Origin of the sequence: Luteibacter rhizovicinus, from assembly GCF_004342265.1 — a bacterium.
Lineage (GTDB): Bacteria > Pseudomonadota > Gammaproteobacteria > Xanthomonadales > Rhodanobacteraceae > Luteibacter > Luteibacter rhizovicinus_B.
Window position 1 is genome coordinate 450890 of the sequence record NZ_SMCS01000001.1, and the last position, 14018, is coordinate 464907.

The following is a 14018-nucleotide window of genomic DNA, read 5'->3' on the forward strand; positions in this document are numbered from 1 at the left end:
CATGAGTGCTATTCCACAGACCTCGCTGGTCGAACGGCTTGCCGCGCGCTTCGGCGACATGCTTTCCGTGACCGTTGCCCGCAACGAAGTCACCGCTGAGCTTGCCGCGGCCGATCTCACGGCCGTCGCCACCGCGCTGCGCGACGAAGCCGATTTCCGTTTCAGCGTCATCATCGACGTGTGCGGTGTCGACTATCTCGGCTACGGCCAGACCGAATGGGAAACCGATACCTCGCAGGGCGACAGCTTCTCGCGTGGCGTCGAAGGCCAGGCCATGGGCCGCTTCACCTGGGCGGAACGTCCGCGCAACGTCGAGCAGCCGCGTCGCTTCGCCGCCGTCATCCATTTGCTGTCGCTCGAGAAAAACCAGCGCATCCGCCTGCGCGTGTTCTGCGAAGACGACGCGTTTCCCGTCGTGCCGTCGATCACTCCGATCTGGCCCGGTGCGGACTGGTTCGAGCGCGAAACGTTCGACATGTACGGCATCATCTTCGAAGGTCATCCCGATCTTCGCCGCATCCTCACCGATTACGGTTTCGTCGGTCATCCGTTCCGCAAGGACTTTCCGCTCATCGGAAACGTCGAAGTGCGTTACGACCCCGAACAGAAGCGCGTTATCTACGAACCGGTATCGATCGAGCCGCGCGTGCTTGTCCCGCGCACGATCCGCAACGACGCCGACCTCGATCAGGCCAGGGCGGAAGCCGCCGACCGCTGGCGGGAGAACTGAGCCGTGCAAGAGATCCGCAATTACACGATGAACTTCGGTCCGCAGCATCCCGCGGCCCACGGCGTACTGCGCCTGGTGCTGGAGATGGATGGCGAGACCGTGGTGCGCGCCGATCCGCATGTGGGACTCCTGCATCGCGGCACGGAAAAGCTCGCCGAATCCAAGCCGTTCAATCAGTCGATCGGCTACATGGATCGCCTCGATTACGTGTCGATGATGTGCAACGAGCACGCGTATGTCCGCGCCATCGAAGGCCTCATGGGCATCGAAGCGCCGATCCGCGCGCAGTACATCCGCACGATGTTCGACGAGATCACCCGCATCCTGAATCACCTGATGTGGGTGGGTTCGAACGCGCTCGATCTTGGCGCCATGGCCGTGTTCCTCTACGCGTTCCGCGAACGCGAAGAACTGATGGACGTCTACGAGGCGGTGTCGGGCGCGCGCATGCATGCCACGTACTACCGTCCGGGTGGCGTCTACCGCGACCTGCCGGACCAGATGTCGAAGTACCGCGAATCGCCGTGGCACAAGGGCACGGATCTCAAGCGTCTTAACGCATGGCGCGAAGGTTCGATGCTGGACTACCTCACGGAGTTCACGAACGATTTCCCGGCACGCGTCGACGAATACGAAAGCCTGCTGACCAACAACCGTATCTGGAAGCAGCGTACGGTCGGTATCGGCGTCATTCCTCCCGAGAAGGCCAAGGCCTGGGGCATGACCGGCGCCATGCTGCGCGGTTCGGGTATCGAATGGGATCTGCGCAAGAAGCAGCCGTATGCCGCTTATGCCGCAATGGATTTCGATATCCCGCTCGGCGTCAACGGCGACTGCTACGACCGTTACCTGGTCCGCATGGAAGAAATGCGCCAGTCGAACAACATCGTCAAGCAGTGCATCGCGTGGCTCAAAGCCAATCCGGGCCCGGTGATGGTGCAGAACTACAAGGTCGCGCCGCCCAGCCGCGAAGAGATGAAGAGCGACATGGAAGCGCTGATCCATCACTTCAAACTCTTCACTGAAGGGTATGGCGTGCCTGCGGGCGAAATCTACGCCGCCGTCGAAGCGCCCAAGGGCGAGTTCGGCTGCTATCTCGTCTCCGATGGTGCGAACAAGCCTTTCCGCGTGCATCTGCGCGCGCCGGGCTTCGCGCACCTGTCATCGATGGATGCCGTCGTCAGGGGCCACATGCTGGCCGACGTGGTCGCCATGATCGGTACCTACGACCTCGTCTTCGGCGAAGTCGATCGCTAAGGCGATGGAGTAAAAGACTATGAAAGCCACCGGACATTACGAGCAGGTCAAGGACGTCGATCCGTACGCCGTGCTCAACGACCACACCCGTCAGCACATCGACCACTGGGTGACCAAGTTCCCGCCGGATCGCAGGCGCTCCGCGCTGATCCAGTCGCTGATGGCGGCGCAGGAACAGAACAACGGATACCTCGACGACACGCTGATCACCGCCGTCGCGAAGTACCTCGAACTGCCCGCGATCTGGGCGTACGAGGTTGCCAGCTTCTATTCCATGTTCGAGACGAAGCCGGTCGGCCGCAACAACGTCGCCATCTGCACGAACATCTCGTGCTGGCTGAACGGTGCGGAAGGTCTGGTGCGTCATTGCGAAGGCAAACTCGGCATCAAGACGGGCGAGAGCACCGCCGACGGGCGCATCTACCTCAAGCAGGAAGAAGAATGCCTGGCGGCGTGCTGCGGCGCGCCGATGATGGTCGTCAACGGTCATTACCACGAGCGTCTCACGGCCGATAAGGTCGACGAGATCCTCGACGGTCTGAAGTGAGGTTACGGTAATGGCAACGACAACCGGCCCCGTCGGTCCCGCACCGCAGGAACACCAGGTCGTTTATACGACCCTGCATTTCGACAAGCCCTGGTCCCTCGAGAGCTATCTCAAGGTGGACGGCTATAAGGCGTGGCGCAAGATCCTCGCCGAGAAGCCCGATCCGGCCGCGCTGATCGAGGAAATCAAGAAGAGCGCGCTGCGTGGACGCGGCGGCGCTGGCTTCCCGACCGGCCTGAAATGGTCGTTCATGCCGCGCACCGCGCCGGGCCAGAAGTACATCCTCTGCAACTCGGACGAATCGGAGCCGGGCACCTGCAAGGACCGCGACATCCTGCGCTTCAACCCGCATGCGGTGATCGAAGGTCTTGCCATCGCGTGCTACTGCACGGGTTCCACGGTTGCCTACAACTACCTTCGCGGCGAGTTCCACCACGAACCGTTCGAGCACTTCGAAGAAGCGCTGAAGGAAGCCTACGAGGCGGGTCTGCTCGGCAAGGGCGTCGGCGGTACCGACATCGATGTCGACGTGTATGGCGCGCTGGGCGCGGGTGCATACATCTGCGGCGAAGAAACCGCGCTGATGGAATCGCTGGAAGGCAAGAAAGGCCAGCCGCGCTTCAAGCCGCCGTTCCCGGCCGGCTTCGGTCTGTACGGCCGTCCGACCACGATCAACAACACCGAAACCTATGCGTCGGTACCGGCCATCCTGCGCAACGGCGCGGAGTGGTTCCTCAATCTCGGCAAGCCGAACAACGGCGGCCCGAAGATCTTCTCGGTCTCCGGTCACGTCGCCAACCCGGGCAACTTCGAAATTCGCCTCGGCACGTCGTTCGCCGATCTGCTGGCTCTGGCCGGCGGACTCCGTCCGGGTCGCAAGCTGAAGGCATGCATCCCCGGCGGCTCGTCGATGAAGGTGCTCACGGCCGACGAAATCATGGCGTGCACCATGGACTACGACTCGCTGCAGAAGGCGGGTTCGGGTCTGGGTTCCGGTGCCGTGATCGTGATGGACGACAGCACCTGCATGGTTCGCGCCACGCAGCGCATCGCGCGCTTCTATAAAGCCGAGTCCTGCGGACAGTGCACCCCGTGCCGCGAAGGCACCGGCTGGATGTACCGCGTGCTGACCGGCATCGTCGAAGGTCGCGGCACGCAGGAAGACCTGCATCGCCTGAAAGCCATTGCCGGCCAGATCGAAGGCCACACCATCTGCGCATTCGGCGAAGCCGCCGCGTGGCCGGTGCAGGGCATGCTTGCCAAGTTCTGGAGCGAGTTCGAGTACTACATCGAACACGGCCACTCGATCGTGGACGCGCCCGCCGAAGTCAACCGTGGAGTCGCTGCATGAGTGCGCAGCCCGTAGCCAATACCGCGCCGGATCTGGTCAACATCGAGATCGATGGCGTTCCCGTGCAGGTCGCCAAGGGATCGATGATCATCCAGGCCGCCGACGCGGTCGGCATCGCCATTCCTCGTTTCTGCTATCACCGCAAGCTTCCGATCGCCGCCAACTGCCGCATGTGCCTGGTGGAAATCGAGAAGATGCCCAAGCCGGCGCCGGCCTGCACCACGCCGGTAGGCGAGGGCATGAAGGTCTTCACGCGTAGCGACAAGGCGCTGAAGTCCCAGCGCAACGTGATGGAATTCCTGCTCATCAACCATCCGCTCGACTGCCCGATCTGCGATCAGGGCGGCGAATGCGAACTGCAGGACGTGTCGCTCGGTTACGGCCGTTCGGTCTCCCGTTACAACGAGCGCAAGCGCTCGGTGGCGGACGAGAATCTCGGGCCGCTGATCTCCACGGAAATGACCCGCTGCATCCAGTGCACGCGCTGCGTCCGTTTCACCAGCGAGATAGCCGGTACGTACGAACTCGGCGGCATGAGCCGCGGCGAAAATCTCGAGATCGGCACGTACATCGGCAAGACGATCGAAAGCGAATTGTCGGGCAACATCATCGACGTCTGCCCGGTCGGCGCGCTGACCAACAAGCCGTTCCAGTTCCAGGCCCGTGCCTGGGAACTCATCGCACGCCCGGGCATCGGCTACCACGATGCGCTGGGTTCGAACCTGTGGATGCACACGCGCCGCGGCGAAGTGCTGCGCACGGTGCCGCGCGACAACGAAAGCATCAACGAATGCTGGCTGTCCGACCGCGACCGTTACAGCCATCAGGGTCTGTACTCGGCCGATCGCATCATGGCGCCGATGGTCAAGCGCAACGGTACGTGGTCCACGACCACGTGGGACGACGCGTTGAGCGTCGCCGCCGAAGCGCTGCGTAGCGTCGCCGGTTCCGACCTCGGCTTCCTGGTGCACGGCGCCACGTCGAACGAAGAGGGCGAACTGCTGGTTCGTCTGGCCCGCGGCCTCGGCAGTGCGCACGTCGATCATCGCCTGCGTCAGCTCGACTTCGCCGATAACGCCTTCGCGCGTCCGTTCGCGATGCCGGTGGCCCAGCTGGACAAGGTCAAGGCCGCGCTGCTGGTCGGTTCCGATCTGCGCCACGAAGTGCCGCTCCTTAACCACCGCCTGCGTCAGGCCGTGAAGAAGGGTGCGAAGGTCTTCGCGGTCAATCCGGCTCACTTCAACTTCAATTACCCGCTGGCCGGCGAATCCGTCGCCGCGCCGCATGCCCTCGTTCGTGAGCTGGTCTTGCTGGCGAAGGCTGCCGCCGAAGCCGGTAACACGGTGCCGGACGCCATCGCTCCCGCGTTCGCCGGCGTGGAAACCACCGACGATCACCGCGACGCGTTCAAGGCGCTGCAGGGCGACGGCACCGTGGTGCTGTTCGGCCATGCCGCCGCCACGCATCCGGAAGCGTCCTGGTTGCGCGCCATCGCCCGCTTCATCGCCACGGCGAGCGGCGCGGCGTTCAACGAGATTCCGGTCGGCGCCAACGCGATCGGTCTGGCTTCGGTCGGCGTGCTGCCGACCGCCGGCGGTCTCGATGCGCGTGCCATGCTGACGCAGGCTCGCAAGGGCTATGTGCTGTTCAACGTCGAGCCGCCGCACGACTTCGCCGATGGCGCGCTCGCGCTGCAGGCGATGCATTCGGCGCAGACGGTCGTGGCCTTCGCCGCTTATGCCAGCGATGCGCTGAAAGACTCCGCGGACGTCATCCTGCCCATCGGCCTCACGCCGGAAATCGACGCGACGCTGGTCAACGTGGAAGGCACGGCCCAGGTCGTTCTCGCGGGTGCGAAGGCACCGGGCGACGCGCGTCCGGGCTGGAAGGTGCTGCGCGCGCTTGGCGGCATCCTCGGCGTTGCCGGCTTCGAGTTCGAAGACCTTGCCGGTCTTCGCGACGGCTTCGTCGAGCGTCCGACCCAGGCACGTCAGGAACTGGCTTCGCGCCAGACCGCCGATGTCGCGTTCTCGCGTCTGGCCACGATGCCGATCTACCGTGCCGACGCCGTCCTGCGTCGCGCGGGCGCACTGAACTCGCATCCGCTGAACCGTGCCGTCGCAGCCCGCGTCAATGCGGACGACGCGCAGCGTCTCGGTCTGATCGAAGGCGGTCAGGCCCGCGTAGGCGACAACGTCGTTCTGCCCGTCGTCATCGATACGGCAGTGCCGGCCGGTGCGATCTGGCTGGAAAGCGCACACAACGAAACCGCGATGCTGCCCCCGTACGGTGCGGCCATCACTTTGAGCAAGGCGTAATCCATGGCCGAGCAACTCTACGACCACGTACTGATCCCGATCCTGTACATCCTGGCCATCGTCCTGCCGCTGGTTATCGGCGTGGCGATGTTCGTGTACTGGGAGCGCAAGGTCATCGGCTGGATGCACGTGCGCATGGGGCCGAACAAAATCGGTCCCCTCGGCCTTCTGCAGGCCTTCGCGGACGTCGTCAAACTGCTGATCAAGGAAGTGATCCTTCCGACCAACGCGAACAAGTTCCTGTACTACCTGGCGCCGATGCTGGCGCTGGTTCCCGCCCTCGCGGCGTGGGCCGTGATCCCGTTCAGCCCGCAGGTCGTACTGGCGAACGTGAATGCCGGCGTGCTCTACCTGCTCGCGATGACCTCGATGGGCGTGTACGGCATCATCCTGGCCGGCTGGGCATCCAACTCGCGTTACGCGCTGCTCGGCGCGATGCGCGCGACGGCGCAGGTCATCTCGTACGAACTGGCGATGGGCATGTCCATCGTCTGCGTGCTGGTGCTGACCGGTAGCCTGAATCTCACCGCCATCGTCGATGCGCAGGCCGGTTCGAAGGGTATCCTCGACTGGTTCTTCATCCCGCTGCTCCCGGTCTTCGTCATCTACTTCGTTTCCGGCGTCGCCGAAACGAACCGCGCGCCGTTCGACGTCGCGGAAGGCGAGTCGGAAATCGTCGCCGGTTTCCACGTGGAGTATTCCGGTTCGGCGTTCGCACTGTTCTTCCTGGCCGAGTACGCGAACATGATCCTGGTGAGCTTCCTCGCCGCGATCCTGTTCATGGGCGGCTGGCTCTCGCCGTTCCCGGCATCGTGGGCGTTCGTTGGCCACGGTGGGTTCCACTGGCTGTTCATCAAGGCCTTCCTCTTCGCGTTCATGTTCCTGTGGTTCCGCGCCAGCTTCCCGCGTTACCGCTACGACCAGATCATGCGTCTGGGCTGGAAGGTCTTCATTCCCATCACCATCGTCTGGGTCCTCGTCGCCGGCTGCATGAAGTATTTCGGCTGGGTCACCATCGGCACGGGAGCCTGATTAAGCCATGTCCCGCGTAACCAATTACTTTAAAAGCCTGCTGCTCATCGAGCTGTTCAAGGGCATGGGCCTGACCATGGGTTACATGTTCAAGCCCAAGTACACCGTGCGGTACCCGATGGAGCACATTCCCAAGTCGAACCGCTTCCGCGGTCTGCATGCGCTGCGTCGTTATGCCAACGGCGAAGAGCGCTGCATCGCGTGCAAGCTGTGCGAGGCCGTGTGCCCGGCCCTGGCGATCACCATCGATTCGGCCCCGCGCCCGTCGGATGGCCAGCGTCGCACCACGCGTTACGACATCGATCTGTTCAAGTGCATCTTCTGCGGCTTCTGCGAAGAAAGCTGCCCGGTGGACTCGATCGTCGAAACGCATGTGCACGAGTACCACTTCGAACACCGTGGCGAGAACGTAGTCACCAAGGCGCAGCTTCTGGCCATCGGCGATCGTTTCGAGCAGGACATCGCAGCCGCCCGCGCTCAAGACGCGGCTTACCGCTGAGCGCCGAGGATAACTGCCGATGAATTCCGACCTCCTGCAACTCCTGTGTTTCTACCTCTTCGGTGGCGTGGCCGTTATTGCCGCGCTGATGGTCATCACGCTGAAGAACTCGGTGCATGCCGTGCTCTCGCTCGTGCTGGCCTTTTTCAGCATGGCCTGTGTGTGGCTGCTGGCCGAAGCGGAGTTCCTCGCCATCGCCCTTGTCGTCGTTTACGTCGGCGCGGTGATGGTGCTGTTCCTGTTTGTGGTGATGATGCTCGACATCAAGCAGGAGGCGGTCCGCGAGGGCTTCATCCGCTACCTGCCGGTCGGCATCATCGTGGCCGTGGTCATGCTGGTCGAGATGCTGGCGATGATCGGCGTGCGTGCCATGAGCACGCACACGCTCGGCCCCAATCCGGCCGGCGAGTCGAACGTCGCATGGCTGGGTCAGGCGCTTTACACGCAGTTCCTGCTGCCCTTCGAAATCGCCGCGCTCATCCTCACCGTGGGTATCGTCGCCGCTGTCGCGCTGACGCTGCGCCAGCGGGCGGGTGTCCGTCACCAGACCGCCGCACAGCAAGTGGCCGTCAACGCCAGCGACCGTGTCCGTGTCGTGAAAATGGCCGTCGAGCATCCGGCATCCGTCTCGCCGGCCCCGGTCGTCGAACCGCCGCAGGAGAACGCACCGTGATTACGCTTTCCCATTACATCGTGCTTGGCGCGGTGCTGTTCTGCATCGCGGTGGCCGGCATCTTCATCAACCGGAAGAACGTGATCGTGCTGCTGATGGCGATCGAACTGATGCTTCTTGCGGTGAATACGAACTTCGTTGCCTTCTCGCGCTTCTTCGGCGACGTCGGCGGTCAGGTGTTCGTGTTCTTCATCCTCACCGTAGCCGCGGCGGAATCCGCTATCGGCCTGGCGATCCTGGTCCTGCTGTTCCGTAATCGCAGCACGATCAATGTCGCCGAAATCGACAGCATGAAGGGTTGAACCGATGAGTCTCTCGCTTTCGATCCTTCTGATCATCGCGCTCGCGCCGCTTGTCGGCGCCGTGCTCGCGGGCCTGCTCGGCCGGGTGATCGGCAGGGCAGGGTCACACACCGTCACCATTCTCGGTGTGGCCATTTCCTGCGGCCTGTCGATGTACGTGCTTTACCAGCTGGTCTGGGGCGGCGCCGTTAACTTCAACCAGGACGTCTACACCTGGTTCGAGATCGGCAAGCTCCACGTCAGCGTCGGCTTCATGGTCGACCGCCTGACCGCCATGATGATGGTGGTGGTCACCTTCGTGTCGCTGCTCGTACACGTGTACACGATCGGCTACATGAGCGACGACCCGGGCTACCAGCGCTTCTTCAGCTACATCTCGCTGTTCACCTTCTCGATGCTGATGCTCGTCATGAGCAACAACTTCATGCAGCTGTTCTTCGGCTGGGAAGCGGTGGGCCTCGTTTCGTACCTGCTGATCGGCTTCTGGTACAAGCGCCCGACCGCGATCTTCGCGAACATGAAGGCGTTCCTGGTCAACCGCGTGGGCGACTTCGGCTTCCTGCTGGGTATCGCCGCGATCCTGTATTTCCTGAACACGCTGGACTACCAGACCGCGTTCGACGCCGCGCCGACCCTGGTGGGCAAGACGCTGCAGATCACGCAGAACCACGCGTGGGACGCCGCCACGGTGATCGGCATCCTGCTGTTCATCGGTGCGATGGGCAAGTCGGCCCAGGTTCCGCTGCATGTGTGGCTGCCGGACTCGATGGAAGGCCCGACCCCGATCTCCGCGCTGATCCATGCGGCGACGATGGTCACGGCCGGCATCTTCATGGTGGCGCGCATGTCGCCCATCTTCGAACTGTCCGATTCCGCGCTCAGCTTCGTCATGGTCATCGGTGCCACCACCGCGCTGTTCACGGGCCTGATCGGCATCGTGCAGAACGACATCAAGCGCGTCATCGCGTACTCGACGCTGTCGCAGCTGGGCTACATGACGGTCGCGCTCGGCGTGTCCGCCTATAGCGGCGCGGTGTTCCATCTGATGACCCACGCGTTCTTCAAGGCGCTGCTGTTCCTCGGCGCCGGCTCGGTCATCATCGGCATGCACCACGAGCAGGACATGCGTTACATGGGTGGCCTGCGCAAATACATGCCGATCACCTGGATCACGATGTGGATCGGTTCGCTGGCACTCGCCGGTACACCGTTCTTCGCGGGCTTCTACTCGAAGGACGCGATCATCGAGGCCGTCGGCGAGTCGCATCGCTGGGGTGCCGGTTACGCGCACTTCTGCGTGCTGGCGGGTGTGTTCGTCACCTCGCTGTACAGCTTCCGCCTGCTGTACATGACCTTCCACGGCAAGGAGCGCTTCAAGGTCGAGCACAAGCATGCCCATGGGCATGACGCTCACCACGACGACGATCATGGCCATCACACGCCGGGTGTCCTCGAGCACGCGCCGCACGAATCGCCGTGGGTCGTTACGCTGCCGCTGATCCTGCTCGCCATCCCGTCCATCGCGATCGGCTTCCTTACCGTCGGTCCGATGCTGTTCGGCGACTGGTTCGGCAAGGCCATCCACGTGAACGAGGCGAACAACGTCCTCGCCGAAGTCGGCCACGAGTTCCACAGTGCGTTCGAGATGGGTATCCATGGCTTCACGGCATTGCCGTTCTGGCTGGCGTTCGCGGGCTTCGCGGTCGCGACGTATATCTATCTGTTCAACGTCGCGCTTGCCGGCAAGATCAAGAACGGCTTGCGGCCGGTCTACGAACTGCTCAACCACAAGTACTGGATCGACGAGCTCTACTTCGCCGTCTTCGCCAAGGGCGGTGTCGCCCTGGGTAACGGTCTGGCGAAGGTTGGCGACGGCCTCATCATCGACGGCGCCATCGTCAACGGTTCGGCAAGCCTGGTGCAGCGCATCGCCGGCGGTGTTCGCCGGCTGCAATCCGGATTCCTCTTCCACTATGCGTTCGCCATGATCCTCGGTCTCATCCTGCTTCTCGGCGGGTTCTGGCTGATCGGGCAATAAGGGAAACGAGCTTTATGAATCATTTGCTCAGCCTGCTGATCTGGCTCCCGGTGCTCGGCGCCGTGCCGGTCCTGCTATGCGGCTCCAGCCGACCGTCCGCCGCGCGCTGGGTCGCGCTGCTGGTCGCGGTGGCTACGTTCGCCGCCAGCCTGGCCTTGCTGCCCGGGTACGACGCCGCCACCGGCACGATGCAGCTGGCGGAAAACGCCAGCTGGATTCCGACGCTCGGTATCCACTACGCGCTCGCCGTCGACGGTATTTCCGTCGCGCTGATCGTGCTGACCAGCTTCGTCACGATCCTGGTGATCGTCGGCGCATGGGAAATCATCCAGACCAAGACCCACCAGTACATGGCTGCCATGCTGGTGCTCGAAGGCCTGATGATCGGCGTGTTCTGCGCCACCGACGCGCTGCTGTTCTACGTGTTCTTCGAAGCCATGCTGATCCCGATGTTCATCATCATCGGTGTCTGGGGCGGTCCGCGCCGCGTGTATGCGACGCTGAAGTTCTTCATCTACACGTTCTTCGGCTCGATCTTCATGCTGGTCGGCCTGATTTACCTGTACCACAAGTCCGGTGGCAGCTTTGCGCTGACCGACCTGGCCCATCTCAAGCTCAGCATGACCGAGCAGAGCTGGCTGTTCTTCGCGTTCCTGATCGCCTTCGCGGTCAAGGTGCCGATGGTACCGGTGCACACCTGGCTGCCCGATGCGCACGTGGAAGCGCCGACCGGCGGTTCCGTGGTGCTGGCGGCGATCATGCTGAAGATCGGTGGCTACGGCTTCCTGCGCTTCACGCTGCCCATCGTGCCGGATGCATCGGAAGCGTATGCGTGGCTGATCATCGTCCTCAGCCTGCTCGCCGTCGTTTACATCGGCTACGTCGCGCTGGTGCAGGGCGATATGAAGAAGCTGGTGGCATATTCGTCCATCGCGCACATGGGCTTCGTCACGCTGGGTATCTTCATCGCCTTCCTGCTGGTCCGCGAAACCGGCAACACCGAGGCCGCACGCCTCGGCATGCAGGGCGCGATGGTGCAGATGATCTCGCACGGCTTCATTTCAGGCGCGATGTTTACCTGTATCGGTGTCCTGTACGACCGCATGCATACACGCCAGATCAAGGACTACGGCGGCGTGATCAACGTCATGCCCTGGTTCGCCCTGTTCTACGTGTTGTTCGCCATGGCCAACAGCGGCCTGCCGGGCACCAGCGGTTTCGTCGGCGAGTTCATGGTTATCCTGGCTGCCTTCAGCGCCAACCCGTGGATCGCGCTGTTCGCCGCGTTCACGCTGATCATCGGCGCGGCTTACACGCTGTGGATGGTGAAGCGCGTCCTCTGGGGCGACATCACCAATCCGCACGTCGCCGAAATGAAGGATATCAACGGGCGCGAGATCTTCGTGCTGTCCGCTTTCGCCGCTGCCGTCCTGCTGTTCGGCATCTGGCCGCAGCCCCTCGTGCACCTGATGGACGCGTCCGTCGCTCGAATCGTCGAGCAGCTGGCGCTGACCAAAGTCTGAGCAGGAAGTATCCATGCCGAACGTCAACGACATCCTGATCCTGCTCCCCGAGATATATCTCGTGGTGGCGGCCTGCGTGCTGCTACTCCTCGACGCGTTTCTGAAGCCCGCCCAGAAGGGCGTGATTCACTGGCTTTCCATCATCGTCCTCGTCGTCGCGGCGTGGTTGGTGTACGACGGTCAGCCAGCGCAGACGGTCACCGCTTTCAGCGGCATGTTCGTCCGCGATGGCGTCGCCGAAATACTGAAGGTGTTCTCGCTGCTGGTGGCCGCGGTCATCTTCGTCTACGCGCGTCCCTATCTGCGTGACCGCTCCATTCCGATGGGCGAGTTCTATACGCTGACGATCTTCGCTTCCGTGGGCATCATGTTCCTGGTGTCCGCCGGTAGCCTCGTCACGGTTTACCTCGGCCTCGAACTGCTGACGCTGTCTTCATATGCGTTGGTCGCACTTAACCGCGATTCGGGTCTGTCGTCCGAAGCGGCCATCAAGTATTTCGTCCTCGGCGCGCTGGCTTCCGGTTCGCTGCTGTACGGTATGTCGATGGTCTACGGCGCGACGCACAGCCTCGACCTCGCTGCTATCCATGCCGCGGTTGCCGGCACGGAATGGCCGCAGCTGCTGACCTTCGGTCTGATCTTCATGATCGTGGGCATCGGCTTCAAGCTGGGCGCGGCACCGTTCCACATGTGGATTCCGGACGTCTATCAGGGCGCACCGACTGCGGTGACGATCTTCATCGGCTCGGCCCAGAAGTTGGCGGCGTTCGGTATGGCTTACCGTCTGCTCGCCACGGGCATGGGTAGTGTCGGTGCCGTCGGCGGTAGCGAAGTGCTGGTACACCAGTGGCAGATCATGATCGCGGTGCTGGCGGTGTTGTCGCTGGCTATCGGTAATCTCGTCGCGATCGTGCAGACCAATCTGAAGCGTCTGCTGGCGTACTCCACGATCTCGCACATGGGTTATCTGCTGATCGGTCTGGTCAACGCCACGCCGGAAGGCTATTCGGCGTCGATGTTCTATGCGATCAGCTACGCACTCACCAGCGCCGCCGCGTTCGGTGTGATTCTGGTGCTCGCTCGCTCGGGCTTCGAATGCGAAGAGATCGACGACCTGAAGGGCCTCAATCAGCGTTCGCCGTGGTTCGCGTTCCTGATGCTGCTGGTGATGTTCTCGCTGGCCGGCGTGCCGCCGCTGTTCGGCTTCTTCGGTAAGTTGCTCGTCCTGCAGGCCGCCATCAGTGCGGGCATGTTGTGGCTCGCTATCGTTGGCGCGGTCGCCGCGATCATCGGTCTGTATTACTACCTGCGCGTCGTGAAGGTCATGTACTTCGACCAGCCGGTCGAAGGCACCGATGTGCGTGCGCAATCGGATTTGCCGATGCGTTGGGTGTTGTCGATCAACGCGCTCGCGCTGCTGGTCCTTGGCTTCACCTGGGGACCGTTGTTCGCCTGGTGTCAGAAGGCATTCGGTTAAGAGAAAAGGGCGCCTGAGGGCGCCCTTTTTCCAGGCGATATTTGTTTGTCCGCTTGCGCCGTCAACGTTCCGCAAAAAAAGTTGCGTGCAATCGCAACAAACGGCTTGCAACAATCGAGCCACATCCCTATAATTGCTGAATCTGATGCGGGGTGGAGCAGTCTGGCAGCTCGTCGGGCTCATAACCCGAAGGTCGCAGGTTCGAATCCTGCCCCCGCTACCAGTTTTCTAAAAGGCGCAAACCTCTGGTTTGCGCCTTTTTCTTTGCGCG

Annotated in this window: 12 protein-coding genes and 1 tRNA gene; all 13 read left to right on the forward strand. The window is 62.6% G+C overall.

Annotated elements, in window-relative coordinates:
* Nucleotide 1: 1 nt before the first annotated feature.
* The 13 genes from EC912_RS02115 to EC912_RS02175 all read left to right on the forward strand — a co-directional run bounded on the left by EC912_RS02115 (nt 2) and on the right by EC912_RS02175 (nt 13970).
* Nucleotides 2–730, forward strand: coding sequence for an NADH-quinone oxidoreductase subunit C (locus EC912_RS02115; protein WP_132141480.1), 729 nt, complete (start codon nt 2–4; stop codon nt 728–730).
* A 27-nt stretch (nt 731–757) separates the two neighbouring features.
* Nucleotides 758–1987, forward strand: coding sequence for an NADH-quinone oxidoreductase subunit D (locus EC912_RS02120; protein ID WP_243649137.1), 1230 nt, complete (start codon nt 758–760; stop codon nt 1985–1987).
* A 19-nt stretch (nt 1988–2006) separates the two neighbouring features.
* Nucleotides 2007–2534 carry an NADH-quinone oxidoreductase subunit NuoE gene (nuoE, locus tag EC912_RS02125; protein ID WP_132141482.1) on the forward strand — a complete coding sequence of 176 codons (528 nt, stop codon included), beginning with the start codon at nt 2007–2009 and terminating at the stop codon, nt 2532–2534.
* A 10-nt stretch (nt 2535–2544) separates the two neighbouring features.
* Nucleotides 2545–3885: an NADH-quinone oxidoreductase subunit NuoF gene (nuoF, locus tag EC912_RS02130; RefSeq protein WP_132141483.1), complete on the forward strand. Its 1341-nt coding sequence runs from the start codon at nt 2545–2547 to the stop codon at nt 3883–3885.
* Entirely contained in the window at nt 3882–6203 is a 2322-nt protein-coding gene (gene nuoG / locus EC912_RS02135) for an NADH-quinone oxidoreductase subunit NuoG (RefSeq protein WP_132141484.1), read from the forward strand. The genes nuoF and nuoG overlap by 4 nt, the downstream gene beginning before the upstream one ends.
* Nucleotides 6204–6206: 3 nt before the next feature.
* On the forward strand, nt 6207–7235 hold the full coding sequence (gene nuoH / locus EC912_RS02140) for an NADH-quinone oxidoreductase subunit NuoH (protein ID WP_132141485.1): 1029 nt from the start codon (nt 6207–6209) through the stop codon (nt 7233–7235).
* Nucleotides 7236–7242: 7 nt separating this feature from the next.
* On the forward strand, nt 7243–7734 hold the full coding sequence (gene nuoI / locus EC912_RS02145; RefSeq protein ID WP_132141486.1) for an NADH-quinone oxidoreductase subunit NuoI: 492 nt from the start codon (nt 7243–7245) through the stop codon (nt 7732–7734).
* 19 nt (nt 7735–7753) lie between these two features.
* Nucleotides 7754–8407, forward strand: coding sequence for an NADH-quinone oxidoreductase subunit J (locus EC912_RS02150; RefSeq protein WP_132141487.1), 654 nt, complete (start codon nt 7754–7756; stop codon nt 8405–8407).
* Nucleotides 8404–8709 (forward strand): NADH-quinone oxidoreductase subunit NuoK, encoded by a 306-nt coding sequence (gene nuoK, locus EC912_RS02155; protein ID WP_132141488.1) that lies wholly within the window; start codon nt 8404–8406, stop codon nt 8707–8709. Before EC912_RS02150 ends, nuoK begins: the two co-directional genes overlap by 4 nt.
* Nucleotides 8710–8713: 4 nt before the next feature.
* On the forward strand, nt 8714–10747 hold the full coding sequence (gene nuoL / locus EC912_RS02160) for an NADH-quinone oxidoreductase subunit L (protein WP_132141489.1): 2034 nt from the start codon (nt 8714–8716) through the stop codon (nt 10745–10747).
* A gap of 14 nt (nt 10748–10761) precedes the next feature.
* Nucleotides 10762–12270, forward strand: coding sequence for an NADH-quinone oxidoreductase subunit M (locus EC912_RS02165; protein ID WP_132141490.1), 1509 nt, complete (start codon nt 10762–10764; stop codon nt 12268–12270).
* 13 nt (nt 12271–12283) lie between these two features.
* The gene (nuoN, locus tag EC912_RS02170) at nt 12284–13747 is read left to right on the forward strand and encodes an NADH-quinone oxidoreductase subunit NuoN (RefSeq protein WP_132141491.1); all 1464 of its coding nucleotides are present in this window, start codon (nt 12284–12286) and stop codon (nt 13745–13747) included.
* A 146-nt stretch (nt 13748–13893) separates the two neighbouring features.
* A tRNA-Met gene (locus EC912_RS02175) sits at nt 13894–13970 on the forward strand.
* Nucleotides 13971–14018 lie beyond the last annotated feature (48 nt).

Bases quoted from the DNA above. Each gene is read 5' to 3' on its own strand.
- nuoF (WP_132141483.1), top strand. From the start codon at position 2,545: ATGGCAACGACAACCGGCCCCGTCGGTCCCGCACCGCAGGAACACCAG.
- nuoN (WP_132141491.1), top strand. From the start codon at position 12,284: ATGCCGAACGTCAACGACATCCTGATCCTGCTCCCCGAGATATATCTC.
- EC912_RS02120 (WP_243649137.1), top strand. From the start codon at position 758: ATGAACTTCGGTCCGCAGCATCCCGCGGCCCACGGCGTACTGCGCCTG.
- nuoL (WP_132141489.1), top strand. From the start codon at position 8,714: ATGAGTCTCTCGCTTTCGATCCTTCTGATCATCGCGCTCGCGCCGCTT.
- EC912_RS02115 (WP_132141480.1), top strand. From the start codon at position 2: ATGAGTGCTATTCCACAGACCTCGCTGGTCGAACGGCTTGCCGCGCGC.
- nuoG (WP_132141484.1), top strand. From the start codon at position 3,882: ATGAGTGCGCAGCCCGTAGCCAATACCGCGCCGGATCTGGTCAACATC.
- EC912_RS02150 (WP_132141487.1), top strand. From the start codon at position 7,754: ATGAATTCCGACCTCCTGCAACTCCTGTGTTTCTACCTCTTCGGTGGC.
- nuoI (WP_132141486.1), top strand. From the start codon at position 7,243: ATGTCCCGCGTAACCAATTACTTTAAAAGCCTGCTGCTCATCGAGCTG.
- nuoE (WP_132141482.1), top strand. From the start codon at position 2,007: ATGAAAGCCACCGGACATTACGAGCAGGTCAAGGACGTCGATCCGTAC.
- EC912_RS02165 (WP_132141490.1), top strand. From the start codon at position 10,762: ATGAATCATTTGCTCAGCCTGCTGATCTGGCTCCCGGTGCTCGGCGCC.
- nuoH (WP_132141485.1), top strand. From the start codon at position 6,207: ATGGCCGAGCAACTCTACGACCACGTACTGATCCCGATCCTGTACATC.